We start from the raw sequence: 25,782 nt of genomic DNA, 5'->3' as shown, positions 1-25,782 counted from the left end.
AGGACCTCGACCATGTTCGAGATGGACCGATTCACCCCCGCGTAGTCACAATCTGCTCCCGCGCAGCCCAGGCGTTGACATCCTCGTGCCCAATCGCGGCGGCCATCAGTGCCGGGAACTGATCCGGGGTACAGGCGAAGGTCGGGATTCCCATGGCGGCGTATTGGCCGGCAATCTGGTGGTCGTAGAAGGGTGCCCCCTCGTCGCTCAGGGCCAGCAGGGTGATGAATTCGGCGCCCGATGCCTTGATGCTGGCGGCGCGCTTGAGCATCTCGGTCTGGTCGCCGCCTTCGTAGAGGTCGCTGATGAGGACGAAGACGGTGTCGCTTGGGCGTCGAATGAGGCCCTGGCTGTAGGCGAGCGCCCGGTTGATGTCGGTCCCGCCGCCGAGCTGCACGCCGAAGAGCAGGTCGACGGGGTCGTCCTGAAGGGCGTCGCTCATGTCGACGACGGCGGTGTCGAACACCACCAGTCGGGTGCTCAAGGCCGGCAGCGAGGCCATGACGGCCGCGAAGATGCTGGAATAGACGACCGAGGTCGCCATGGAGCCGCTCTGATCGACACAGAGCACGACGTCCCGCAGTGAAGAGCGCTTGCGCCCGAAGCCGATGCGCAGCTCCGGGACGATGGTGCGTTGCGCCGGCTGGTAGTGCTTGAGATTGGCCTTGATGGTGCGGTGCCAGTCGATCTCCTTGAGCCTGGGGCGACGGTTGCGGACGGCGCGGTTGAGCGCGCCGGTCACGGCCTGGCGCATGGGCTGGTCGAGCCGGCGCATCAGGTCCTCGACCACGCGGCGGACGACCTGACGCGCGGTGTCCTTGGTGCGGGCGGGAACGACGTGCTTGAGGGTGACGAGGGTCGCGACCAGATGGACATCGGCCTCGACCGCCTCCAGCACCTCGGGCTCCAGCAGAAGTTGCTCCAGCCCGAGCCGCTCGATGGCGTCCTTCTGCATGACCTGCACGATCGAGGACGGGAAATACTGACGGATGTCGCCCAGCCAGCGGGCCACGTTCGGCGAGGAGCCCGCCAGGCTACCGCGTCGCCCCGCCTGACCGTAGACGGCGTCGAGGCACTGATCGATGCGGACATCCTCGCCGTGCAGGGCCAGCCCGATGCCGTCGGATGGCTCGCCGCCCAGGATCAGGCGCCAGCGCCGCTCGCGTGCGTCTTGACTCATTCGCCGTCCTCCAGACCGAAGAGCCGAGACACGAGCGGCAGCGTCGCCTCCGCCCGCGCGCGGTCGAACTCCCCGGGATGATCGTGCGTCGAACCGAGCGCCATGGGTCCGCGTTTGACGCGCTCGCCCATCTGACGCCGCTCGGCCGCCTCGAAGCTCGAAAAGGTCCGCCGCAGCAGCGGGATGACCTGCATGAAGGTCTCCTCCGCAAGCTGGCACACCCATTGGTCGACGAGCTGCCAGAGCGCGTGGTCGTGGATCAGGAGCTGACCGCTGTCACGCAGAAAGCCATCCAGCCAGGCGGCGGACTGGCCGGGCGCATTGCCCCTCGACAAGGCCAGGCCGAGCTGGCGCGCGGCGCCCTCCTCGTCCATTGCGCCGGTATCGAGCAGCAGCCGGCAGCAGCGCCCGCGAATGATGCCCTGCAGGCTCTGGGTGTCGGCAAGCTGGCTCAGGGTGCGCTGCCATTGGGCTTGGAGCCGCGTGTCGTCCAGGAGCTGAAGCCCCTCGTGGACGCCCTGGATGTGGCCGAACAGGGTCTCCGCCGCCTCCTCGTTGATGCCGCTGCAGGCATTGGGAAGGCCGATGAAGATGCGCGCCAAGAGTCCTTCGAGAAGCGTGTCGACGCGCTCGACCGCCGTCTTGCGGACATCCCCGTAGCGGGCCAGCCGGGCCAGCTCAGGGACGGCCTGCATCAGCACCAGCACGTCTGCGGCGAGTGCCGCTCGGGCCTGGAGCTGTTCGATCACGGGCTCGATGGCCTCGCCCAGATCGGCGAGCAGCGCCTGCCGCGCCAAGGCCGCCAGCTGGCCGATGTCCTCGCGCCGACGCGCCTCCTGAACGACCGCCGCCGTTGCCGCCTGTTCGATGCCGTTGCCCCAGCGACCGGCCTCGATCAGCGCCACCTCGAAGTCCGGCTCCCACTTGATCCGCCAGGACTCCTTGAAGGTGCCCTTGCCGGCCTCGCGTCCGCCGTTGCGGCCCCAGGGGACATCGAGGAGCGTCAGCCGATGCAGGAGATGGCTGCGGGCCAGATCGTTCGGCTTGCGCAGATCGAACACCATTGACTGATCGCTCGCGCTCGGCTTGAGCCGCAGACGCCGCTGCTGGGCGCGCAGGTCCTCCTGCAGCGGCGTCGCGGGCGTCGACTCGGGCACCTGTCCCAACCGCTCGCCGACGATGAGACGCGCCTGGATGAGTTGCATCGGCGCCGATTCACCGAAGAGCATGACGGTCTGGGTCGCGTCGTTGAGTTCGGCGAGTGAGGGCAGGGGGCGAGCACGCATGGCCGCCAGCGTCTCGGCGAGACGCACGGACTCGATGATATGGGCGCTGGAGATGTCGAGCCCCTCGGCCCGAAACGCCTGGGCGACCTTGATCAGCCAGGGGGTGGCGACGTCGCCGGACCGGGACCAGAGGTGGTCATACCAGCCGGGCGACGCGACCCCGGCACCGTAACCGCTGTGGTAGCTCAGACGCCCGTAGGTCCAGGGAACCCAGGTCGCGGTCGTCTTGACCTTGGGCAGGCCCTTGAGGAGCTGGTTGTCCTCGCTCTGTTTGGGGCGTTTCTCCAGCGCCGGAACGTGCCAGGCGCCGCAGACGACGGCGATGCGCGCAAAGCCCTCCTTCTCGGCCGCGCGCAGGATCTTGCGCATGGCGGCCTCGCGATAGCGCTCCAGGATCGGCGGATCCTGCGCAAGCTCACCTTCGACCTGCTCGCGCAGCGCGGTCATGGCGGTGCGGATGCCGTCGAAGAGCGACTGGGTGTCGCGACGCTCCTCGACCATGTGTTCCCACCAGCGCTCGCTGTCCTCGTAGCCGGCGGCCTGCGCGATCAGCGCGAGTGGATCGCCGCGCCAGGGCTCCGCAGTCGGCTCGGCCCCGTCATCCTCCGAGGGTGCCCCGTCCGGCGAGGCAGCCTCCTCACGTTCCCCTCGCCGAAGCGCAATGCGATTGGCGAGCGGCAGATCCATGAAGCGGATCGGGATGTCGCGCCCCAGGGCATAGTGGATCGCCTGCCACTCGGGCGAGAAGCGGGCGAAGGGATAATAAGAGGCGTCGCTCGGGTCGTCCGGCGCATAGATCAGCATGGCGACCGGCGGGCGCATCTGGGCGTGACCGGCCAGGGCGACCAGCGCATCGCCTTCCGGCGGACCTTCGACCAGGACGATGTCGGGCGTCAGGGTCTCAAGGGCATCGAGCAGACTGCGCGCGGAACCCGGACCATGGTGCCGGACGCCGAAGACATGGGTGCTCATAGCATCTCGCGACAGGCCCGATAGAGGTCCTTCCAGTCCGAGCGTTCCTTGACGACGGTCTCCAGGTACTCCTGCCAGACGACCTTGTCCTGCACCGGATCCTTGACGATCGCGCCGAGCAGCCCGGAGGCCACGTCGCCCGCGCGCATCTGGCCGTCGCCGAAGTGCGCGGCCAACGCCATGCCGCTGTTGACGACCGAGATCGCCTCGGCCGTGCTCAGGGTGCCGGAGGGCGTTTTGAGCTTGGTCTTGCCGTCGGCGGTCATGCCTTGGCGCAGCTCGCGGAAGACGCTGACGATGCGCCGGATCTCCTGCAGCGCGGGCTTCTCGGCCGGCAGTTCGAGCGCCCGCCCGAGCCGCTCGACGCGCTGCTGGACGATCTCGGTCTCTTCTTCCAGCGTCTCCGGCACTGGCAGCACCACGGTATTGAAGCGGCGCTTCAAGGCGCTCGACAGCTCGTTGACGCCCTTGTCGCGGTTGTTGGCGGTGGCGATGACGTTGAAGCCCTTGCGCGCCTGGACCTCGGTATTGAGCTCCGGCACGGGGAGAGTCTTCTCGGACAGGATGGTGATGAGGCTGTCCTGCACGTCCGCCGGGACGCGGGTCAGCTCCTCGACCCGGACCAGGGCGCCGTGCTCGAGGGCGTGCATGACCGGACTCGGCACCAGCGCGGCGCGCGAGGGACCGTCCGCGATCAGCCGCGCATAGTTCCAGCCGTAGCGCAGCGCCTCCTCGCCGATCCCCGCCGTGCCCTGAACCACCAGGGTGGAGTCGCCCGAGATCGCCGCAGCCAGGTGCTCGGAGACCCAGGACTTGGCGGTCCCCGGGAGCCCATAGAGCAAGAGGGCGCGATCGGTCGCCAGCGTGGAGATGGCGATCTCCATCAGCCGGGCCTGACCGATGTATTTGGGGCTGATTTCGACCCCATTGCTCAGCGTGCCGCCCATGAGATAGGTGCGCACGGCCCAGGGCGAGAGCGTCCAGTTGGGCGGTCTGGGGTGCTCGTCGACCGCCTTGAGCGCCTCGATCTCGTGGGCGAACTCCTGCTCGGCATGCTGGCGCAGAATGGCTTCGTTGGGGCTTTGGGTGCTCAAGGCGTACCTCGTTGGTCTGATTCGATGCGAACGGATCCGGTGCGCGCGGATTCGATGGCTTGGATCATGTCGTTGCGAAACCTCAGGGTATCCAGCATCTCGGTGGCGATCTTCTGCCACGGGGAGGACGTCTGAAGGTACGGCCCAAGGCCCTGCTCCATGACCGGATATCCGCCCGGATCGAGATGCGCCGCAACCTGACGGAGGATGGCGTAGCGGGCATAGTTGGCGTCCGGCGTCTGATCGCGGAACAGCGTGAGACAGGCCTGGAGCACGACCGACGAAAAGGACGGGCTCCAACGGTGCCCGAGATGGCCGAGACGATCGAAGGCCCGCTTGAACGGCTCGCCCTTGCTCGGCATGGCGAGGGACTGGGTCAGCGCGTCCTCCTGCTCCGAGGGAGTCAGGATCGCCCAGAGCGCGGCTTCGGAGTCGGAGTCGACCGTTCCCGCGATCAGCGCACGCGCCCATGCGCCATTGCTGAAATGCCGGGTGGCGCGCCGCCAGCCGGCCAGCAGCGTGTCCTGCCACTCGTGCCCCTCGATCATGCGGAGGATCTCGGGGGCTGAGAGCTGCCAGCGTTCGACCCAATGGTCGGGATCGACCAGCCCCAGCAGCTGCTCCAGCCACCAGGCCTTCCGTCCCACCCCCTTGGGTGGTTTCTCGTGGATACCGATCGTGGTCCAGGCGCTGTCCCAGTCCTCGGGCAGGGTGACGCTCAGCTGACCCTTGCGGCCCTTGAGCATCCCCATCAGTCCGGCCCTGGACTCGAACCCGAGCCAGCCATCCAGCAGCTCCACCGCCCGCGTCCGCACCGTCGAGCCGGGGATCCGGGCCAGGAGTCCAGCCGCATCGCCGCGCACGTCCTTGCTGCGATCCGCGAGGGCGGACTCCAGGAAGGCTACATCCGCCGATCCTGGTGCGTCGCTCAAGACACCCAGCAGCTTGCGTCGCTCACGGGCTCCTTCTTGCGACCAGACGGCGGCCAGCAGCTCGACGGCCTGTGCGGGATCCTCGCGGCGCGTCTGGGCCAGATAGGCCAGTCGCTGCTCCGGTGTCCCGGTCTCCCACAGCGTCGCGTCGAGCCGCCCGCGATCCGCGACGCTCAGCAGTGGCTCCCACTCCGGGCTCTGTCCCGCCAGCCACAGGCCCTTCGAGCCGATGACGGCCATGATGGCCCACCGCAGGTCGGGACTCCGCGAGGCCAGGCCCAGGAGCGTCGGAATGCTGGCCTCCGGGGCACGCAGCCCGTGCTCGGCGAGCAGCGCCAGCCATTCGGGAAACAGCGACTTGAGCCGATCGTCCTGGAGCAGAAGGCGCAGATGCCGGGTGCTGCCGAGGGCGGGTCGAGGGTCCGGCTCGGCCGGCAATGGTGGAGCCGATGCGAGCCGAGCCGGCAACCGGCCGGCTTGCGCAAAATTGCCCACGACCGCCGAGCAGCGCAGCAACTGGACCGGGGCGTCCGTCTCTTGGGCTTGCAGCCTGGACAAGAGTGTCCCGAGTGCATCGGGCGCGTCCCAGGTTCGGGTGCCGCGCTCCGTGCCGAGCAGCGCGGTGCGCGTGAGGTCGTTCCAGAGCTCCATCACGAAAGCTCCATGTGCAGTGCGTGAAAGCCCTGAAGACGCGCACTGTCCGCAATGGTCAGCGGAAAGAAGGCGTCTCCATCCCACTCACCGAACAGCTGCACCGGCTCGCCGCCGCCCATGGCCAGCAGTTCCCAGCGCAAGGGGAAGTGGGGCGCGAGCGGGATCTGTCGATGCTCCGTGTCGATCAGGAGCCAGTGGTCGTCCACCTTGACTGGGGTCAGGTCGCGCAGAGCGACCGGAATCCGCTCCAGCCAGGGGGTCGCGGCCAGACGCTCGGCATAGGTGCGGTAGAGTCCGTCGAGCCCGTCGCATGCGGCCATCAAGGCGTTCGGCTGCGCCGGTTCGATCCCCTGCTGCGTCTTCAGGAGCGCGCGAACGGGCCAGGTCGCCGGATAGAAGGCCAGCTCGCCCTCGATGCCCGCGCCCTCCTCCGGGGTGATGGGCAGCACGGCGTTGGCGACCGCGAAATCCAGCAGCAGCGCCCAGCGTTGGGTCCGCTCGCCGCGCAGCCAGGTGCGCTGGACCTGGAGACGATCCGCGTCGCCGGTCCACTTGCCCATGACCCGCCAGGTATCGGCGACGCCAGGCTGGGCCAGGATCGTCTCCTTGCCTTGGGTGACGCCAAGCAACTCGTACAGATCCGCCCGGACCGGCTCCGGCAGCGTCTCACGGCGCTGATAGGCGTCTAGAATCAACTGGAGACGCGACAATGCCTGCAGGGCGGTGCCCTGCCACTGCTCGGAGCCATAGCGCGCCTCCTGGCAGCGGCGGAGCCAGCGCGCCAAGCCTGGGATCTGCGCATCGACCAGACGTGCCGCCATGTGATCCCAGGGCTGATGCTGCTCCATGGCGCGAGCCAGGCCCTGGCGCAGGGTATCGGCGAGCCAGCGCTGCAGCTCCTCGACACCCGCCTGCATCTTCTCCTCGCGCTGCTCGCGGCGCTTCTCTTGCGCGGCGGCGCGGCGCTGTTCGGTAGCCGGGTCGAGCGGCTCGGCCGTCTTGGTCTGGCGCCGTGTCTCGCGCTCCGAGCGCGCCTCACGCTTCGCGAGCCATTCGGCGACCCACTCGGGAGGGGCATCCGTGGCGAAGGCCGAGGCGGACGCAGCATGGACCAAGGCGAGACCCAGACCGTGCTTGCAGGGGAACTTGCGGCTCGGGCAGGAGCACTTGAAGGCCGGTCCGGCGGTGTCGATGCAGGTCTGGTAAGGCGTGCTGCCGCTACCCTTGATCTCGCCCCAGACCAGCCGATCCGTCTGGCCGAGCTGCTGCCACTTGGCGGCGCTCGCCAGCTTGCGGCCCGCGCCGACGGACGCGGCGTCCGGCGCCATGCCGATGACCTGCTCGACCGTCCAGGGAGACGCCATCGCCGCGCTAACCCAACACGTCCGTCAGACCCTGGAGTCGCATTCCGGGGTCCATGAAGCAGCGTGCGGCGAGGGTCTGGCTTTGAGGTGCGTTCATCGAGCGGGGGATCCTTGATCGGAGTGAGCGCGCAAGCGGCGACTGGACGCTAGAATAACAGCGCAAACCTTACCAAGATTAGACCCATTACACATCCGATCCAGCACGTCAAAACGCTGCATGTCTTCGCGAACCTTTTCGGATGAATTCTTCATCGCCGAAGCGATGTCGCGCCCTGGAGGAGTGTTGTGAATCCAGCATCAATCCGAGTCGGTCTATCCTGGCTCAAGCTGTCCCGAGGGTCGGGGGGCGCTCTGGCGAGCTGGCCAGAACTCTGTCTGCTCGGCCTCCTGACGATGCTCTGGCCGGCCTCGAACGGCCTGGCGCAGCCGGACCAAGCCGAGGATCGGGGCAGTCCAGACCCGGTCGAGGAGAAGGCGCCGCCGCGCGAACTGGTGTTCTACAACTGGACGGCCTATGTGGATCAGGATGTCGTCAAGGCGTTCGAACGCACATACCACGCGCGCGTGATGCAACGGTATTTTCAGTCCGCCGATGAGCGTGACGAAACCCTGATGCGCAACAAGGGCAAGGGCTTCGACGTGCTGATGGTGACCGCCGCCGATCTGCCGCCCTACATCCAGCATGGCTGGCTGCAACCGCTCGACAAGGCCGCGATCCCCAATCTCGTCCATGTCGACCGGCGCTGGATCGACGGCTTCGAGGGCGCGGATGACTATGCGGCGCCCTATCTCTGGGGCACGACCGGACTGGTATGGCGCTCGGACCTGATCGACGAGCCTCTGCATCGCTGGCGTCAGTACTACGCGCCTCAAGAAGCCTGGAAGGGCCACCTGATGGTGCTCAACCAATACCGTGTTGCCTTCGGCATGGCGCTGAAAACGCTGGGATACTCCTTCAACTCCACCGAACCGGCCGAAATCGAGGAGGCCGCCCGGCTACTGCGCGCCCAGAAGCCGTTCGTGCAGAATTACGGCTACTTCAAGACCGATGCCAACTCGGGCATCGTCTCCGGCGAGACCTGGATCGGCCAGACCTGGAATGGCGATGCGCTGCTATTGATGGAGCGCAACCCGGCGATTCGCTACAGGGTTCCCGAAGAGGGCGGGGAACTCATGATCGACTACCTCGTCATCGGGGCCAAGGCGCGCGAACCCGAACTGGCCAACGCCTTCATCAACTGGCTGCATACGCCCGCCCATGCGGCGGCCTGCGCGAAGAGCCTTCGGTTCGCGACCACCAACCTGACGGCCAAGACCCTGCTGCCGGAGGACTTTCTGAACAATCCCGTCATCTACCCGCCACCCGAGGTGCTTGAGCGTAGCGAGGTTCAGAAGCCGCTCCCGGCGGAGATCCAGCGGCAGATGATCGGCATCTGGGCGCAGCTGATCAACTAGCCGCGCCACCTCCGCTCTCATGAAACTCATGTCCCTGCGTGCCAAGCTGCTGGTGTTCCTGTTGCCATTGGTCATCGGCCCCTTGCTGGGGCTTGGCTGGCTGGCCTACGACCGTTTGCGTACCAATGCCCAGACCACGCTGCTGCGCGAGATGGATACCTTGCTCGAGCAAGTGGCGCTGAGCGAAGAGACCCATCGGCGCTCGGCGTTGGCCAATGCCAAGCTCTTCGCCGGCTCCAGTTTGCTCAAGCGCTATCTGTTCGCACCCGAGAGCGAGCGCGTCAATTTTCTGTTGCTGCCGCTGCTGAATCTGTTTGCGAGTTATCACGAGGCCTACGGCGACTATGGCGATATTCGCCTGATCGACCCGGACGGCAAGGAGCTTGCGCGTTACCTGTCCGATGAACATGCCGATGCCGCTGCGCTGCATGGCCTGGACGCCTATCTCGCCGAACTGAAAGCGAGCGACGAGGCCGCGCTGGCGCGCTATGTGCGCAATGAGAAGGGCGACCCCCTGTTGTTGGTCGGGCACAAGCTCGCGTTCGTCGATCCCACGTTTGAAGACAACAGCATCGCGAAGCCGTCCTTGCGCGGATATCTGCTGTTGGTCATTTCGCCCGAGCATCTGCGCCGACAGGCGAAAAACGGCCACTTTGGTCGCGCCGGGCGGATTCTGTTCGTCGATGCCCAGGCGCGGCGATTGTTTGCCGATGAGTCAGCGCCCGCAGGGGCGCGGCTCGAAGCCGAGTTGCGCGATGCGATCCAGGGCGCCGCCGCGAAGCACAGCGTGCGGCAAGCCGAGCACAAGGACCAGCGAACGCTGATACGCGCGCGGAAACTCACCGACAACCTGTCGCAGATTGCGCTCTTGCCAGAGGACGAACTCGAAACCGCCAGTGCAGCCCTGGGGAAAAACGTCGCGGTGATCGCGATGGTGACCCTGCTCCTGTCGTCGGTGCTGTTGCTCGTGGTCCTGCATCTGCTGGTGTTGCTGCCGGTGCAGCGGCTTGAGCGTGGCGCCGCAGCTATCGGTGCCGGCGATCTGCGCGCGCGGGTGCCGGTACGCGGTCGCGACGAACTGGCCCAGTTGGCATCCGTGTTCAACCACATGGCCGACAACCTCGAAACCTCGCAGCAGGAAAAGGACCGCGCTCAGCAAGAGGCACTGACCAGCAAGCAGTTGGCCATCGATAGCCTGCGCAAGGCCGACCGGCTGAAAGACGACTTTCTGGCCAATACCTCGCATGAACTGCGCACGCCCCTGCACGGCATTATCGGTCTCGCCGAAAGCCTGCGCGGTGGTGCCGCCGGTCCGCTCACCCCGGCGTTGGACGACAATCTGCGTCTGATCGTCGCCTCCGGTCAACGCCTGGCGACCCTGGTCAACGACATTCTGGATTTCTCCCGCCTGCGCCACCGCGAGCTGGTGCTGAATCTGACTGCGGTCGACCTGCGCTCGGTTTGCGATCTGGTGCTGCAACTGGTGGCCAATCTGGCCGAGCCCAAAGGACTTGAGCTGATCAACAGGGTGCCGCCGGGGCTACCGCCGGCATGGGCCGATGAAAATCGGCTCCAGCAGATCCTCTATAACCTGGTTGGCAATGCCATCAAGTTCACCGATCGGGGCTGGGTGCAGCTGTGTGCCGGCGTCGATGACGATGGACTGATCGCCGTGCGCGTTTGCGACACTGGCCCCGGTATTCCGCCATCGCAACACGAGGCGATCTTCGCCTCCTTCGAGCAGCTCGACAGCGGTGCCGGTCGCGCGCATGGTGGCACCGGCCTCGGCCTGGCGGTGACCCGCTCGCTGGTCAAGGCACTGGGCGGAACCATTCGGCTCGAATCCCAGGCCGGTGCCGGTGCCTGTTTTCAGTTCACCTTGCCGGTGGCGGATTCCGCAGCGAACCCAGTGGCGGACCAGAACACCCCGCCTGGCAAGGAAACCCAAGCGGTCGACAGCGCCCTGGCCGTCGGCTCCACTCGGATCGAGGAGACCGAAGGTACCGAAACCGCGCCGTCCCTGATGGACGCATGGCGCGGCGACAACCAGTTGGTGCTGGTCGTGGATGACGATCCCATCAACCTGCGGGTGCTGACCAACCAGCTCGGCATTCAGGGCTTTCGCGTTCGGACCGCCACCGATGGCGAAAAGGCATTGGCCTGGATGAACCAGGCCGATGCGGACGAGACCCGCGCGGTGCTGCTTGACGTCATGATGCCACGCATCAACGGCTTTGAGGTCTGTCGGCGGCTGCGTCAGCGCTTTTCGGCGAGCGAGTTGCCGATCCTGTTCCTGACCGCGCGCAATCAGGAGCGCGATCTGCTCGAAGGCTTCAGTGTCGGCGGCAACGACTATCTGCCCAAGCCCTTCTCGCGCGGGGAGCTGATCGCGCGCGTCCACGTTCATGTCAGCCTGGTCGAGCGCACGCGCGCGCTACATCAACTCACCCAGACTCTTGAGCAGCGGGTGGCCGAACGCACGCAGGCGCTGGAGCAGGCCCATGCCGAGATGGAACGTCTGGCGATGCGCGACTCGCTCACCCAGTTGTTCAACCGCCGCTATCTCGATCAGGCACTGGCACGCGAGTGGGGGCGCGCCCGGCGCCATGGCGAGCCGCTTGCGGCGCTGATGATCGATGTCGACTTCTTCAAGCAATACAACGACTGCTATGGACACCCCATGGGCGATCGCTGTCTGCAAGCGGTCGCGACCCTACTGAGCGAGCACGCGCGTCGCAGCGCGGATATCGTCGCCCGCTATGGCGGTGAAGAGTTCTTCGTGATCGTGCAGGACGACGCCGCACAAGCGCTCGAGCTGGCCGAACAGCTACGCACGGCGGTCGCCGCGCTGGCCATCGAACACCGCGACTCGACAGTGGCCGAGCATGTGACCGTCAGCATTGGCGTCGCGACCCTGGTGCCAGATTCCACCCACCAACCTGCGGATCTGCTCGGCCAGGCCGACGCGGCCCTGTACCAAGCCAAGGAGCAGGGACGCAATCGCGTCGTTGTGCATGCATAGGGTCCGATCCGGTTATATCTGGCGTCGTTGGGAGCAGGGCGCCTTGTTTGCTTCGGCGCCTGCGCGAATCAGCAAGCCATCGCACATTCGGGCGCGGGTTCGGTCCCCAGCGCGCGGCGCATCCACAGCGGCGGCCGGGAGATCATGCGCTGGACGTGCTGAATGACCTCGGGGATCTCCCGGGCGGTCTCCATCTTCACCGGATAGACGTCGCGATTGTAGACGTCCACGGCGTGCAGATCGCTCAGCCCCTTGCAGAAGAGCATGGCGCAGCCCTCCAGGGCGGCGATGCGCTCCTGCATGATGTCGCTGCCGACCCCTTCGCTGGGATCGCCCATGGCGGCGCAGCCCCGCCCGCCCCCCGGACCTCGGGCCGCCCCATCGGCCCGGCGCTTGAACTGGATGCAGTCCAGGAAGGCGTGACTGGTCTCGCTCACGTCATAGATGACGAGCTGCTTGGCGGCGGCGAAATGGGCGTTCGCCTGCAGAAGGTCGTTGGTCGCGATGGCGACGCGGATGTGTCCGGTCTCGGTCATGTCGGTTTCCTCGTGTGAACCCAGAATCTCGTCTGAACCCCTCGGGCCGCCGGCCGGCGCGCGATGGTGCCGGCCGACGCCTGCTGCGCTTACCAGGTGTTGAGGATCCACTCCCGGTCGTGCGTATATTCCATGTGCGCGAACAGGGTGTTGGCGATGTTCTCGGCCAGCTCGATGGCGCCGCGGTAGCCGATGGTCGGCTTGCGGTAGAGTCCGGCCCGATCGAAGGTCGGGAAGCCGACCCGAACCATGGGAATGCCGGCGTCGATGGCGATGTAGCGCCCCTTCGAGTGCCCCAGGATGAGGTCGTACTCGACCCCTTCCTTCACCCGCTTCTCCAGCTCCCAGAGATCGGCGTTGTGGATGATCTCCATGTCCCAGTGGACGTGCTTCTTGAGCTCGGCGATCCGGGGATCCTTCTTGTACCTGCCGCCCTTGTCGTCGCCGAGCAGCAGCAGCGCAGGCTCCAGCTCCACCTCCATGCAGAACTGGGCGAGCCCCAGCACCAAGTCGGGATGGCCGTAGATGGCCACCTTCTTGTTGGCGAAGAACATATGCGCCAGGTCGGCCAGGGCGTCGAGGGCGATGCCGCGCTCGCGCACCAGCGACTCGGGGATCTCCTTGCCGGTGATCTCGCTCAGCCTGCGCAGCATGGCGTCGGTGTTGCCGATGCCGTAGGGTGCGTTCATCACGTGGGACGGTACTTCGTGCTCCTTCTTCAGGAGCTCGGCCGCGCTGGCACCCTCGTATCGGCCGAGCGCCAGCGAGGCGGCGGCGTTGGCCGTGTTCTGCAGATCCTCGACCGTGGTGCGGCCATGGGTCTCGATCGCCTTGTTGGGCAGCATGGGCGAGTCGAAGTCCTCGATGTCCATGAGGAAGTTGGCCGCCACGCCCATCTCGGCGAAGTAGTGCTTGAGCTCCTTGAGATCGCCGGGATTGATCCAGCCGGTGAAGACGTTGAGCTTGCCGGTGGGCTCGCCCTTTTTGGCCATGGTCTTGACGATCGCCTTCATGGCCTCGTCGTAGCCGGTGACGTGGCTGCCCTTGAAGCTCGGCGCATGGATCGGGATCAGGTGCAATTCGCGGCCCGGCAGTTCGTCGGCGAGGGCCTGATAGCATTTCTTGATGGTGCCCTCGACGTCGTCGCCGATGACCTCGGTCGAGCAGGTGGTGATGATGGGGATGACGCGCAGGTCGGGATAGCGCTTGGCCAGCACCATCACGCCTTCCTCGATGCGCTTGTGTCCGCCGAACACCGCCGAGTCCTCGTGCAGCGAGGTGGAGGCGATGTCGAAGTTCTCCTTGAAGTGCTGGGCGAACAGCAGGCGCACGAACATGCTGCAGCCCTGTCCGCCGTGGACCAGCGGGATGCTGTCCTTGATGCCGATGCCGGCGTACTGGCCGCCCGTGGGCTGGCAGTCGTACATGGGGTTGATGATGCCGCCCCGTTCCTTGGGGGCGACCTTGATTTCCGGGACCTTGGCGGTCGCGATTTCACACATGGACATGAGTAGCTCCCGACGCCCCCGCGCGCACCCGAGCGGCGGGCATGGCGTCGATCGAAGGGTGGTCAATAGAGGTGATGGTTGAGCTCGCGGTTCTTCGAGCGGGTGATGACGACGTCGACCAGCCGGCCCTTGAGCCCGTCGCACAGCTGCCGGATCTCCTCCTCGCCCGCGTCCTCCAGCCAGGGGAAGCGCTCGCGCAAATCGGCCACCAGGATCTTGGCGTCGGCATAGAAGAGGTTGTCCATCGGCGTCTCGCGCGCCGGACCCTTGCCGTTCAGCAGGCGCGCGGCCTGGTCCAGGACCCCGTCGATGTTCTCCTGACGGTCCCAGGAGCGGGAGAAGAACTGCCACAGACAGCGCTCTTCGATGTAGCCGTAGAGCTCGTCGAGTTGATCGTCCAGCACGTTATTCATCAGGCCACCTCCCGCAGCCGCTCTGGCATGACCAGCGGGGTCGGATCGCGGATGTCCTGCCCGGCCAGATAGGCGAGCGGGTTGTGGGTGGCGTTGTAGATGTCGCGCGCCATGTTGACGAAGCCCTCGAAGCCCATGTAGGGGCCGTTGTGGTAGGCGTGGCCGTTGATGTAGGGGATGTGCAGCTTCTTCACGAGCTCGCCCACGCGCGGGCCGGTGAAGATGACGTCCGGCTTGACCAGATCGATGATTTCGAAGAACTCCAGCTCGTTGGCGTCGTCGATGTAGTAGGTCCCCTCGCGCCCGCGGGCGACCACCTTCTCGAAGTCCTCCTCGTGACCGAACTTGGAAGACATGGCCACGACCTCGATGCCCATGTCGTCCTCGACCGACTTGGTCCAGTGCCAGAGACGCGGGCCGCCGGTCCAGATCGCCATCTTCTTGCCGAGCAGGCGCTCCTTGTACCAGTCGAGCTGGGGCTTCCATTTGGCGTATTCGTCCGCGATCAGCTCCTCGCCCCGCTCCTCGATGCCGAAGAAGGCGCAGACCTTGCGGATGCCCTCGGCCATGTAATTGAAGCCCCAGGTGTCGATGTCGAGACGCGGAATGCCATGGCGCTTCTTCAATTCGTTGGCGATATAGCCGGCCGAGCGCGCGCAATTGACCACGTTGAGCTTGGCCTGGTGCATGCAGCGCAGGTCGTCATAGGTTCCGTTTCCGGTGAAGTGTGAGATCACCTGAATGCCGAGACGGTCCCAATACTTCTGCAATAGAAAGGTATCGCCCTGGATGTTGTAGTCGCCGATGAAGTTGATGGTGTATTCGCTGGTGATCTCCTTCTCCGCCGTACCCACCTTCTCATTGATCCAGCCGATATTGAGGACGTGATGTCCCTTGGATTGGGAGACGCCGGAAAATCCGGGGCATTCGACGGTGAAGATGTCGACGTCCGGGCGCTCCTTCATCACCTTCTTGACCACGGCCTTGACGTCGTCGCCGATGAGCGCGGTCGGGCAGGTCGTATAGACGATCATGCGCTTGACGTCGGGCATCTCATCGAAGGCCTCGTGGATGCTCTGTTCCAGACGCTTCTCGCCGCCGAAGACGATATGCTGCTCCTTCATATCGGTGGACCAGACGTACTTCAGCGGAAAATGGCCGTTGTCGGAGGGATAGCGCTTGGTGTGCCAGGTGTCGTAGGCACAGCCGACCGGGCCGTGGATCATCTGAATGGTGTCCTTGAGGACACCGCCGATCACCAGCTTGGCGCCGCAGAAGGCGCAGCCGCGCTCGGAGAGCGATCCGGGGATGGTGGGCACATTGGCGATCGGCAGACATTCGCGCACATCGTCTTCCGGCGTCTTCAGGAAGATATGGCGTTGCCGCTCGGGAATGTCTTTATCGCATTCAAGCAAGACCATTGGCATGGCGGGTTCCTCGGGCAGTGACTTCGTATGATGGCGAAGTCGGATGAAAGACTCACCTAGTGCAATCTAGGCTGACCTTCATTGAGCACTATATATGCCAGGTGATAGCGCTCGGCGCCTGTTCCATGACCCCTGCTCGACTTGCATTCGAGGAGGCTATTTATTTCAATACCTTAGATCCTCTCGGCGATTGAACGGCGTAATTCGATTGTGGCTCTGCCGGCCGCATCCCGAGTCCAGACGCGATTCGACGGCAATGACGCGAACGAACCACGTTCGTCCCCGAACGATTCGATTGCGATCGATCCATTCGGTACACCCAGGCGATGGAGACGAAACGCTCCTTCACATGACGCATGGGGCTTCACTGGAATCATGGAGAACCGAAACGGAGCCACATGGCGCCGGCCACGAGGCCGAAGCCTCGCGACCGGCGAAGTGGGAGTTTTCCTGTGCGGGCGGAGAATGCCGATCAGGCGCAGGTCATCGCCCGGTTGGTGGAACGGATCCAGGAGTTGGAAGCCCGCTTGGCCAAGGACAGTCACAACTCCAGCAAGCCGCCCTCCCTCGTCGGATCCGCCGTTCAAGAAGCCCGCACCCAAATCGCGCTGCCAGCGCAGCGGCAAGAAAGCCGGTGGTCAGAAGGATCATCCGGGTGCCACGCGCACGCTGGTCGAGGATCCCGAGCTGATTGCCAAGATGCCGCCGCCGCAGAGCGTGCCGGTGCGCGATCTGGCCCGCGAGACGCAGATTCCCAAGGACACCCTTTACAGCTGGCGCTCACGCGCTCTGAAGGCGCGCCAAGGCGCCCAGTAACGTCCCAGCGGCGGATCGGGTGAACGCAGCAGTGGCGAGAAGTTCGCCATCGTGCTGGAGACGGCGACTCAGGTAGGCGGCGTGGCGGTCGAGCAATAGGTTGCGCTGGCGGTCGTCGGCAAGCACCTTGGCGATCTGCGGCTGGTTCTTGCCGCTCCGGAGCCGATCCTGTGCGGCCTCGCCCATGAAATCCACGGCACCCCGGTCGACGTCGTGGTTGCCGGGGACGAGCAGGAGCCGGTCTCTTGGCAGCGGGGCGGCCGGATCCCGGCTCAGGACGGGCCACAGCTCATCCTCCAGTCAGCGCATGGCGAGCACGTATTCCTGGGACTTGCTCCGGTAGCTCTCCTCGGGGCTCCCCTGGGCTGCAGTGGCTCGGCGGGACAGGGGCGTGCGCATGAGGGCTCCAGGGATGACTGCTTTGTGCAAAGACATTCCCGTGAATTGTGTGCCAGCGATGAAAGGGGCTTCATCGGCGTTCCCCTGGGAACGAAGGGGGGGATTCGTTCCCAAGCGACCACAGCGCGGGCAGGCGCCGTCATCGGGAGCGTTCGCGGCGGGGCGGGACCGGAGGCCGATCGTACATCCCGGCGCGCCCGAGCCGGTCCATCTCCACGCCGGACCGCGCCTGGACCGTCCAGCTCGGCATGGAACGTACTTTGCGTTGGACTCGGCCCAAGTCGTCGTTTATAGGATGTTTTGAATGCCGCCTCAGCCATCGGAGCGCTCATGACCGTCAAGCCCATCAAATGCGGACTCCTGCCGGGCGAGTCCCGCGCCGTCGTCGAAGGTCTCAACGAGCCGCTGCGGCTCTGTCTCGAGCGCGGGCTTGGCCGGCCGGTCGAGCTGGTCGTCGGCCACAACTACGTCGCCACGGGCGAGGCCCTGCGCCGAGGCGAGCTGGATCTGGCCTACCTGGGTCCCGTAACCTACATCCTCCAGAGCCGCGACGCGGATCTGGAGCCCTTCGCACGGCCGACCCATGGTGGTCGCATCGGCCCGACCTTTCAGGCGGCCATCATCGTGCCGGCGGACAGCCCGGTCGAATCCCTCGATCAGCTGCGGGGCGGCGAGATCGCCATGGGCGATCTGGTTTCCACCTCGGGCACCTGGGTGCCGAGACTGATGCTGCTCGAGGCCGGACTGACGCAGGACCGCGACTATGTCCGCCGCTCGCTGGGCGCGCACGACGCGGTCGCGGCGGCCGTCTCCGAGCGCCAGGTGGCGGCCGGCGGGTTGTCGCTGCCCATCTTCCGGCGTCTGCTCGCCGAGGGCCGCGTGGACGGCGAGCGGGTGCGGGTGCTCGCCGAATCCCAGCCCATCCCGGAATATATGTGGACCTTCCGCGAGGGGCTGCCCGAGGGACTGCGCGAGACCCTGCGCGAGATCTTCCTAGACCTGCGCGACCCCGCCGCCCTGCGCGCCTATCGGGCCGATGCCTTCATCCCCGCGGTGGATGCCGACGTGGACCGGATGCGGAACTGGATGGAGCGCATCCTCCAAGCGCGCATCCGGCCGGCAGGACCGGCGACACAGGAGGGGGCGTCTAGCCGCCGCCTCGGCGGCGTGAGCTCCTGACCCGGTAGAGCCGCTCGGTGAAGCCGCCCTGGGTCTCGAAGTCCCGCGCCAGACGCGCCACCTGGCGGTCCAGGAGATAGGTGGCCAGGTTGATCAGGGACAGGGCGGCGTTGGCGGCCAGGCAGGCGGAGGACAGGGACTGACAGGGACGCGCACGGACGGACACGGACATGGCAGGCGCGCAGCCGTCCGTGCTCGTCCGTGAGTCTGTGCCAGTCCGTGCCCGTCCCTGTTCGTCCTTGAAGAATTCCCGCTCCTCCACCACCCACCCCTGCACATCCTCCAACGTCCGACACCGCCGCCCCTTGAACCGCACCATCACCGGATCCTCAGGCTCCAACCGCTCCAGCCCCCCTTGCCGCAGAAAGTCCTCATAGTCCAGCCGCAGCTCCTCCAGACTCGCACGCGCCACCTGGGTCAGCTTGATCTCCATCTTCTTGGAGGTCGCCGACGCCAGCGATCCCTCGGCGATGTTCTGCACCCCGGAGCGCGCCGCCTGGACCATCTGGTCGTGGGTACGGCTGCGCCGGTCGATGTAGCGGTCGCAGAACCGCCGCGTCACGTCATGGACCAGTTGCGCCACCTGGAACCCCTTGAGTCTGCGGTAGCCGCCGTGCTTCGGGATGAGCGGTTCTCGGTCCGGCATGGGGCGTCTCCTTGACATGGGTCCGTGGAAGGAGCATAGACCAGAGCCCATGCCGGATCGGTTCAGGACGCCGGGTGCGCCAGCGCCAGCAGGGCCTTCACGTCCTCCTCCGAGATCTCCCGGTGATAGAAGGTGGCGAAATACTCCCGGGTCACCGCCACCAGATCGATGTCGAACCGGTCCGGATAGAGCAGCTCCGCCAGCCAGAAGGCGCCGAGGATGCGGTTGGTGCCGGGCGGGCGGTCCATCCAGCTGAAGGGCAGCCAGGGGATCTGGACCACCTTGCCGTTGCGGACGGCCGCGATCCGCTGCCAGAGCGGGTCCTCGACGATGGTCCGCCAGGTGGTGAGCCGGTCCGCGGCCGGCGTCCAGACCAGGATCATGTCCGGCTGCCACAGATAGATCTGCTCCAGGGACACGGCGCTCATGCCCTCGTCCGGCGCATTGGTCACCCGCGCCACATTGGCCGCGCCGACGAAGTCCAGCAGCTGCGTATGGCTGGAGCCGGCCGGGTTGGTGGAGAGCCCGTCCGGCCCCTCGGCGTAGTAGACCCGCACCCGCCGGTCCGGCGGGATGGTCCGGGCCACCTCGCGGATGGGATCCAGATAGCGCGCGACGAAGTCGGTCATCGCCCGGGCCTGCTCGGGGCGCCGCAGCACCTCGCCGAGAAAGGAGAAGGTCTCCTTGTAGCGGAGCATGTCCTGCTCGACCAGGATCAGCGGCGCGCCGATCCGTTTCTGCAGCCGATCGGCGCGTTCCGGGGCACCCGGCACCGCCTCCATCAGGATCAGATCCGGCGCCATGCGGACCACCTCCTCGTCGGAGAAGCGGATGCCGGCGTTGGGCGTGCTCTTGCCCTCGAAGAATACCGGCGCCAGCAGCGGCCGCGCGGCCTCCGGCAGGCGATAGGTATTGGCCAGCAGGTCGGGGGCCATGGCGCCGACGAGGGGGATGGTGTGGCCCACGGCGTAGACCTTGTGGACCGCATCCGGAAGGGTCACCTGGCGGCCGGCCATGTCGGTGATCTGGCGCTCGGCGAGGGCGGAGCCGGCGAAGAGACAGGCCATGGCCAGGGTTGCGATCTCGAGGATGGGATGGCTTCTCATCATCAGAACACCACCGCCACTTCGACGCCATAGGTCGCGCCCACGTCGCGCAGCACGCCCCAGTTGGCCCTGGCCGGATAGCCCTTGTTGTTGGTCCCGTACTGCTCGTCGGTGAGGTTCTGGCCGTAGACTGTGAGGGTGATGCCCCGGTCGAAGCGGCGTGCCACGCTCAGGTTGACCGTGGTGAAGTCGCCCACGGTGTAGCCGTAGCTCAGATAGGGATCGACCTTCAGCAGACTCAGGGTGCTGTCCCAGGGGCCTTGGCGCCAGTTGAGCCGGGCGCTGTACTTGTTGTCCGGAAATTCGGTGCCGTGCTCGCCGTCTTCGGCATTGTCGGTGAAGGTGGTCCAGCCGAGCTCGTAGCCGAGTGCGTCGTTGGCGAGCCGGCCCGAGAGACTCAGCTCCAGGCCCTTGCGGATGCGGTTGGCCGCGTCGTAGAGGGTGATGCTGGTCTCCTCGCCGGTGCTCGGATCGATGATGGGATCGCCGTTGGCGTCCTCGGTCAGGGTTCCGGCGGAGACCTTGGCGTCCTGGATGTCGTAGTAGAAGGGGGTCAGGGTCGCCTTGAAGGCGCGGCTGACGTCGGCCTCCAGGCCCAGCTCGTAGCGGCTGCGGACCTCGTCCGCCAGCGAGGCGTCGTCGATCGTGGTCAGCACGTCCGGGGTCGGGGTGCGGTTGTAGGAGTACCGCGCCGAGACCCGAAAGACGGCATCGATCTGCCAGGCCGCGCCCACCGACACCGCGAAGGCATCGTCGCTCCAGTCGCCGTCGTCGAGCCGGACCTCCCTGCCGCTGGAGAGATACTTCTCTCCGCCCTTGACGATCTTCTTGCGGTCGGTCCGCAGCGCCAGATCGAGCGTCCAGTCCGGGGCGATGCGGTATTCGTCGGTGACATAGTAGCCGTAGAGCTTCTCGCGCCGGGCCGTCTCCTGACCCTCCGTGAGCTGGTACCAGTTCAGGCTCTGGGCGCCGACCTTGAGGGTGTTGGCGCCCCATTCGATGGTGTGCGAGAGGTTCCATTCCTGCGCCCAGTCCCGGGCCTCGGTGCCCGCCACCCTCGAGCGGTCCGAGAGCGTGGTGTAGGGATAGCGGGTCCCCTCGGCCTCGGTCCAGCCATAGAGGAGGGCGGTGGTGTGGGCCGCGTTCCAGTGATGGGCCAGGCTGGCCGAGAAGACCTCGGTATCCATGGGATCGTACTCCCAGACGTTCTTGTCCAGAACGCCGTTCGGGGTCGGGCCGCTGACGGGGTAGCCGGTCCTGCCGGTGTAGGTGCCCATGGCCCGCTGGATGTCGCGCGAGGCGCGGTTGACGTAGAGCGAGGCGGCGGCCTCGAAGCGCTGGTCCCGGTAGCCGCCGTTGACCAGAAAGCTGTTGCCGTTGTAGCCGTTGTGCCAGTCCGACTTGCCCTCGGAGGCGGTGTGCTGGTAGCCGGCGCCGATCCGGGCGCGTCCGTCCAGCCAGGACTGGGAGGCGAAGCCGCTGACCTTCCAGGTGTCGTAGGTGGCGTAGCTGCCACGCAGCTCCGCGTGCCTTCCGTCGGGGACGGAGCGGCGGGTGCTTATGAGGATGAAGCCCTGATTGGGCGCCCCGGCCGAGGCCGAGCCGAAGCCGGTCAGCGGCGCGATGGTCAGCACGGTCGAGTCGCGCACGAAGCGGATCGACTCGATCAGCTCCGGCTGCAGATCGCCGAGCACCCGCCGGGCCTCGGTCTGGGTCAGATAGACCCCGTCGAGAATGATGCCGACGTCGTCCCCGCGGCTGAAGGCGAAGTTATGGACCCGCGCCCCCTGGCGCATGATGCTCATGCCCGGGGCGTTCTCGATCAGGTCGTAGACGTCGCGCGGGCGGATCTTCTCGATGTCCTCGCGGGTGAGCGTCTGCACCGCCTCGACGCTCTCCGGGAGCGCGAGCCGGCTGTAGGCGGGCTCGGCCGCCGCCGCTCCGTCGCCCCCGTCCTCGACCAGGACGATCGGGAGCGTCGGCTCCCCGGCCGCCGCCCAGACCGGCCGGCAGGGCAGCAGGTGCGCGGCTGCCAGCAGGAATACTGCAGGGTTCTTCCGTATCATCTCGATTCCTCTGCCAAATGGACCTTCGGGCCACACTGGCCCTTTGGTTGAATGGCAAGCCCCATGCCAGTGCCGACCGGCGTACGGCGAGGAACGCAATGCCAGAAAGGTACCTGGATGGCCGGCATGGGGGCCGATCGATGGGATTGGAGAGGTTTGACGCGTTCGTCGGGGAACGGGGGAGGGCCGTCGTGCTCGGGCCGGTACGCGCGTGCCGGGTCCCATGCAATGCCCGGTTGACCGGAACCGGCCCCCGCTGGGGTGCGCCGCCGCCGGCCGTACTCCGGCGGTCGCCATCCTCAGTTCCGCATGCGGTTTCGACGCCGTCCGTCCGGTCCCTTGCCCTGGAGCATCAAATCCAGCTCGGTGTCGCTCAGGGCGTAACGGTAGAACCGGGCGTAGTAGCCGCGGATCTCGGCGCGCAGGTCGAGATCGGCGAAACGCTCCGGATAGAGCTCCTTGGCGAGATAGAGCATGAGCAGCACGCCCTCGGTCGAGCCGTCCCAGTAGAAGACGCCCTCGGGCAGCTCGCGCACGCGTCCCTCGCGCACCGCCGTCACCCGGACCCAGCGCGGGTCACGGGTCACCAGGTCGGCCGAGTAGAAGCGACCGACGTTGACGACCTGGGGATCCCATTTGAGGATCTCCTCGAGCGAGAGCGTGCCCTTGCCGATCAGCGGGCTGTGCCTGACGATCATGTCGGCGCCGGCGATCTCGCCGTACCAGTAGGTGTTGGAACCCAGCCCCTGGGTGTCGGTCGCCGCGGGTCCGCGGACGTGGAAGAGTCGCACCCGCTCGGCGGGCGGGATCCGCTCGGTGCGCGCGCGCACCATCTCGACCATGCGGTGGTGGTAGTCGCACCAGTCCTCGGCGCGGGCCGCGTAGTCCGGACCCAGCACCGTGGCGAACAGCCTCAGCATGCGGTCGCGCGAGGCGACGAAGGCGTCGATGTCCTCGGGGTGGTCGCGTCCCATGGTCTGGGAGACCAGGGTCGGGATGCCCATGACGGCCAGTCTGGCGATCTTGCCGGCCTCCGGATAGCCGGTGGTGTGGAAGACCACGTCCAGACGCCGGCGCAGCAGCTCCTCGATCACGGGATCCGAGGCGAGCTGCTGGATGCGCCCGAGCGCCGGATTGGTCCGGCGCATCCAGGGGGCGTCGGTGCGGGTCATCATGGCGATTCGGTCCGCCGCCCCGAGCAGGAAGAGCTTCTCGTAGCAGAGCACCTCGAGACAGCCGATGCGCTCGACGCGTTGCGGAACCGCGACCGTTTGGCCCGCCATGTCCACCACCAGCCGCGTCGGACCGGCGGCTGGCGGCGGCGTCTCGGGGCCGCAGCCCGCGAGCAGGCCCGCGAGCAGCAGGGCGATGCCGGATCGGCGCATCAGAGATAGACCTTGGCGGTGAGCGCGACCAGGCGCGGCGCGCCCAGCAGCAGTCCGTCGCCGGAACGGTAATAGCTCCAGTAGTCCGTGTCGAAGACATTGCTGACGTTGAGATTGAGGGCGAGGCCGCGACCGCCGGCGCGGGTCTCGTAGCGCAGCCCGAGATCGACGGTGGTGGCGCCGTCGAGCGCGTCCGTATTGGCCGCGTCGACGGGGCGCTCGCCCGAGTAGTTGAGCCCGCCGGTCAGGGTGAGTCCGGCGACCTGGGGCAGGCCGTATTCGAGATAGAGCCGGGCCTGGCGCTCCGGAACGTTGACCGGGGTCTTGCCCTCGATCGAGGGGTCGTTCTCCGCCTTGGTGACCTCGGCGTTCATGAGGGTGAATCCGCCGACCAGGGTCAGACGGTCGGTGAGCTTGCCGGTGGCGGTCAGCTCGATGCCCTCGTGGACCTCGCGGCCGTCCTGCTTGTAGACGTTGTCGGACGGATCGAGATAGGCGTTGACCTGATCGATGCGGAAGAGCGCGGCGGTCAGCTCCATGCCGCCGAGGCTGGCCTTGGCGCCGAGCTCGTACTGCTCGGCGACGCTGGGATCCAGGATCTCGTAGGCGTTGGCGGCGCCGCTGGGGGCCGAGCCGCCATTGGTGACCCCCTCGATATAGGAGGCGTAGGTGGTGACGCTCGGGATCGGCTTGAACATGAGCGCATAGCTCGGCGTCACCTGATGCTGCGCGTAGTCCGAGCGCGAGAGCGCCGAGCCCTCGCCCCAGCGGTGCAGCCGGATGCCGGCGCGGGTGACGCCGATCAGGGCCGACCAGGCGTCGCTGAATTCGATGCGGTCGCCGATCACCCAGTTGCGGAAGTCCTGGGCGTACCAGACGTTGGTCGGACCGGCGACGAGCTCCGGGTCGGCATACTCGACCCTGGCGTCGATGTTGGAGTCGCCGAGGGTCAGGCTGATGTCGTTGCCCCGGGTGTAGACGTAGCTGGTCCCGGTGAAGCCGAAGGTGAGGCTGTGATCGATGGCGCCGGTCGCGAACTCGGCGTCCATCAGGGCGTAGTAGGCATGGGTGCGCTCGACCTGGCGCGGGCTCTTGGTCAGCTTCTCGCTGTAGTTGCCCCGGGTGTCGGTGAGCGTGGCGCCGACGAACTGATACTCGCGCCACATCTCGCCGTAGCGGTAGGCGGTGCGCAGCTTGAGCGCATCGGTGAGGGCCGACTCGACCGAGAGCCCCGCCAGCGTCTTGCCGGACTTGTTGTAGGTCCAGTCCTGCCCGTACTGGGTCTCGGGGTCGAAGTCGGAGGCATCCGGCACCGGGACCCCTTTCGCCAGGCCGATGTAGGTCTGGATGCCCTGCATCGAGAGCTCCTGGTGCCAGACGTCGGCGCGCACGAGGGTGTCCGGCGTCAGGGCGTAGGAGAGGACGGCGGACGCCAGGGTGCGCTCCTGCTCGTTGCCCTCGATATAGCCGCCGCCGGTCTCGCCATAGGCGTTCACCCGGAATCCCCAGCGTCCCTCGGCATCGATCGGTCCCCCTGCGTCGGCATGCAGGTAATTGATCCCGCTGCCGTATCGGCCGACCGCCGCGCTGGCCATGAGCTCCTCGGTCGGCTGCTTGCCGACGTAGTTCAGCGATCCGCCCAGCGAGGAGAAGCCGTAGAGGAAACCCGAGAGACCGTTGAGCACCTCGATGCGCTCCACGTTCTCGAGCGGCACATAGGTGAAGCTGCGATCGACCAGACCGTCGCGCATGTCGCTCTGATCCGCCGCCGTGAAGCCGCGGATCATCACCCGCGACAGGGTCGAGTAGCCGGTCGGCTCCATCAGGGTGGCCACGGTCGGATTGGTCTTGAGCGCGTCCGAGACCGTGTGGGCGGCGCGGTTCTCGAACAGCGCGCTCGGGGTCACGTTGATCGAATAGGGCGTGTCCTGGAGCGGGATGCGCCCGAGGGGACCTGCGGTGGCCGTGACGGTGCGGTAGCCGGTCTCGGCCGAGCCTTCGTCCAGATCCGTCTGGGAGATGACCAGCACCTCCGGAAGCGTGGGCGTGCTCGATGCGCCGAGCGCCGATCGCGTCGCGGAGCCGGTCAGGCTCAAGAGTGCCAGGGCCACGGCCTGGGCGGTATGGGAGGGACGAAACGACTGCATGGATACTCTCCTCGTGAGGTGCCCTGCGGGACACCTTTCGCGAGGAGCCATGGCAAGCCATGTACCAATGGGGATACCGTCGTGAATGAGCACGTCCGGGTACGCCGAGGCCGTTTCGTACCCATGGGTCGAGGATCCTTCCGGCTCCCCGCGAACCGGGCGTACGCGTGGGTACCTGGACGACGCCTGTCCGTA

The 25,782-nt window shown here is 66.5% G+C and carries 19 protein-coding genes; 4 read left to right on the top strand and 15 right to left on the bottom strand.

Annotated elements, in window-relative coordinates:
• Window positions 1-31 precede the first annotated feature (31 nt).
• The 5 genes from D779_RS07335 to D779_RS07315 are packed head-to-tail and all read right to left on the bottom strand — an operon-like array spanning window position 32 to window position 7,482.
• Window positions 32-1,180, bottom strand: a complete 1,149-nt coding sequence (locus tag D779_RS07335) for a VWA domain-containing protein (protein ID WP_043751769.1) — start codon at window positions 1,178-1,180, stop codon at window positions 32-34.
• Window positions 1,177-3,438 carry a DUF5682 family protein gene (locus D779_RS07330; protein WP_043751766.1) on the bottom strand — a complete coding sequence of 754 codons (2,262 nt, stop codon included), beginning with the start codon at window positions 3,436-3,438 and terminating at the stop codon, window positions 1,177-1,179. Before D779_RS07330 ends, D779_RS07335 begins: the two co-directional genes overlap by 4 nt.
• On the bottom strand, window positions 3,435-4,532 hold the full coding sequence (locus tag D779_RS07325) for an ATP-binding protein (RefSeq protein WP_043751763.1): 1,098 nt from the start codon (window positions 4,530-4,532) through the stop codon (window positions 3,435-3,437). The genes D779_RS07330 and D779_RS07325 overlap by 4 nt, the downstream gene beginning before the upstream one ends.
• Window positions 4,529-6,115, bottom strand: a complete 1,587-nt coding sequence (locus D779_RS07320) for a DUF5691 domain-containing protein (protein WP_043751760.1) — start codon at window positions 6,113-6,115, stop codon at window positions 4,529-4,531. The genes D779_RS07325 and D779_RS07320 overlap by 4 nt, the downstream gene beginning before the upstream one ends.
• Window positions 6,115-7,482, bottom strand: coding sequence for a coiled-coil domain-containing protein (locus D779_RS07315; RefSeq protein ID WP_043751757.1), 1,368 nt, complete (start codon window positions 7,480-7,482; stop codon window positions 6,115-6,117). The genes D779_RS07320 and D779_RS07315 overlap by 1 nt, the downstream gene beginning before the upstream one ends.
• Window positions 7,483-7,767: 285 nt before the next feature.
• Here D779_RS07315 and D779_RS07310 point away from each other — a divergent pair, with 285 nt between their 5' ends.
• Together D779_RS07310 and D779_RS07305 are read left to right on the top strand one after the other, a co-directional pair.
• Entirely contained in the window at window positions 7,768-8,937 is a 1,170-nt protein-coding gene (locus tag D779_RS07310) for a polyamine ABC transporter substrate-binding protein (protein WP_043751754.1), read from the top strand.
• Between the two features lie 28 nt (window positions 8,938-8,965).
• Window positions 8,966-11,959 (top strand): diguanylate cyclase, encoded by a 2,994-nt coding sequence (locus D779_RS07305; RefSeq protein WP_232424104.1) that lies wholly within the window; start codon window positions 8,966-8,968, stop codon window positions 11,957-11,959.
• A gap of 68 nt (window positions 11,960-12,027) precedes the next feature.
• On the opposite strand, the gene D779_RS07300 is transcribed toward D779_RS07305, so the two are convergent.
• The 4 genes from D779_RS07300 to vnfD form a co-directional block, all read right to left on the bottom strand.
• Window positions 12,028-12,495: a NifB/NifX family molybdenum-iron cluster-binding protein gene (locus tag D779_RS07300; protein ID WP_043751749.1), complete on the bottom strand. Its 468-nt coding sequence runs from the start codon at window positions 12,493-12,495 to the stop codon at window positions 12,028-12,030.
• 89 nt (window positions 12,496-12,584) lie between these two features.
• Entirely contained in the window at window positions 12,585-13,997 is a 1,413-nt protein-coding gene (locus D779_RS07295; RefSeq protein ID WP_043751852.1) for a nitrogenase component 1, read from the bottom strand.
• 68 nt (window positions 13,998-14,065) lie between these two features.
• Window positions 14,066-14,416 (bottom strand): V-containing nitrogenase subunit delta, encoded by a 351-nt coding sequence (vnfG, locus tag D779_RS07290; protein ID WP_043751746.1) that lies wholly within the window; start codon window positions 14,414-14,416, stop codon window positions 14,066-14,068.
• A complete protein-coding gene (gene vnfD / locus D779_RS07285) occupies window positions 14,416-15,843 on the bottom strand; it encodes a nitrogenase vanadium-iron protein, alpha chain (protein ID WP_052347925.1) in 1,428 nt (475 codons plus the stop codon). Before vnfD ends, vnfG begins: the two co-directional genes overlap by 1 nt.
• A 356-nt stretch (window positions 15,844-16,199) precedes the next feature.
• On the opposite strand from vnfD, the gene D779_RS23270 reads away from it, so the two are divergent.
• Window positions 16,200-16,682: a DUF6444 domain-containing protein gene (locus D779_RS23270; protein ID WP_408606001.1), complete on the top strand. Its 483-nt coding sequence runs from the start codon at window positions 16,200-16,202 to the stop codon at window positions 16,680-16,682.
• Here D779_RS23270 and D779_RS07280 read toward each other — a convergent pair.
• On the bottom strand, window positions 16,624-16,854 hold the full coding sequence (locus tag D779_RS07280) for a hypothetical protein (protein ID WP_043751743.1): 231 nt from the start codon (window positions 16,852-16,854) through the stop codon (window positions 16,624-16,626). The genes D779_RS23270 and D779_RS07280 overlap by 59 nt on opposite strands.
• A gap of 534 nt (window positions 16,855-17,388) precedes the next feature.
• Here D779_RS07280 and phnD point away from each other — a divergent pair.
• A complete protein-coding gene (gene phnD / locus D779_RS07275; protein ID WP_052347924.1) occupies window positions 17,389-18,237 on the top strand; it encodes a phosphate/phosphite/phosphonate ABC transporter substrate-binding protein in 849 nt (282 codons plus the stop codon).
• On the opposite strand, the gene D779_RS07270 is transcribed toward phnD, so the two are convergent.
• The 5 genes from D779_RS07270 to D779_RS07250 form a co-directional block, all read right to left on the bottom strand.
• Window positions 18,206-18,883, bottom strand: coding sequence for a four helix bundle suffix domain-containing protein (locus tag D779_RS07270; RefSeq protein ID WP_043751741.1), 678 nt, complete (start codon window positions 18,881-18,883; stop codon window positions 18,206-18,208). The two genes, phnD and D779_RS07270, sit on opposite strands and share 32 nt — an antisense overlap.
• A 62-nt stretch (window positions 18,884-18,945) precedes the next feature.
• Complete coding sequence (locus D779_RS07265) at window positions 18,946-19,992, bottom strand: ABC transporter substrate-binding protein (protein ID WP_052347923.1); 1,047 nt, start codon at window positions 19,990-19,992, stop codon at window positions 18,946-18,948.
• Entirely contained in the window at window positions 19,992-22,055 is a 2,064-nt protein-coding gene (locus tag D779_RS07260) for a TonB-dependent receptor (protein ID WP_052347922.1), read from the bottom strand. The genes D779_RS07265 and D779_RS07260 overlap by 1 nt, the downstream gene beginning before the upstream one ends.
• 299 nt (window positions 22,056-22,354) lie before the next feature.
• Window positions 22,355-23,440 (bottom strand): ABC transporter substrate-binding protein, encoded by a 1,086-nt coding sequence (locus D779_RS07255; protein WP_081763384.1) that lies wholly within the window; start codon window positions 23,438-23,440, stop codon window positions 22,355-22,357.
• Window positions 23,440-25,587, bottom strand: a complete 2,148-nt coding sequence (locus tag D779_RS07250; RefSeq protein WP_081763383.1) for a TonB-dependent receptor — start codon at window positions 25,585-25,587, stop codon at window positions 23,440-23,442. The genes D779_RS07255 and D779_RS07250 overlap by 1 nt, the downstream gene beginning before the upstream one ends.
• Between the last annotated feature and the right edge of the window lie 195 nt (window positions 25,588-25,782).

This window comes from Imhoffiella purpurea, assembly GCF_000585215.1.
In the GTDB taxonomy this organism is placed as follows: Bacteria; Pseudomonadota; Gammaproteobacteria; order Chromatiales; family Chromatiaceae; genus Imhoffiella; species Imhoffiella purpurea.
This window is presented reverse-complemented; position numbering and strand designations above follow the sequence as displayed.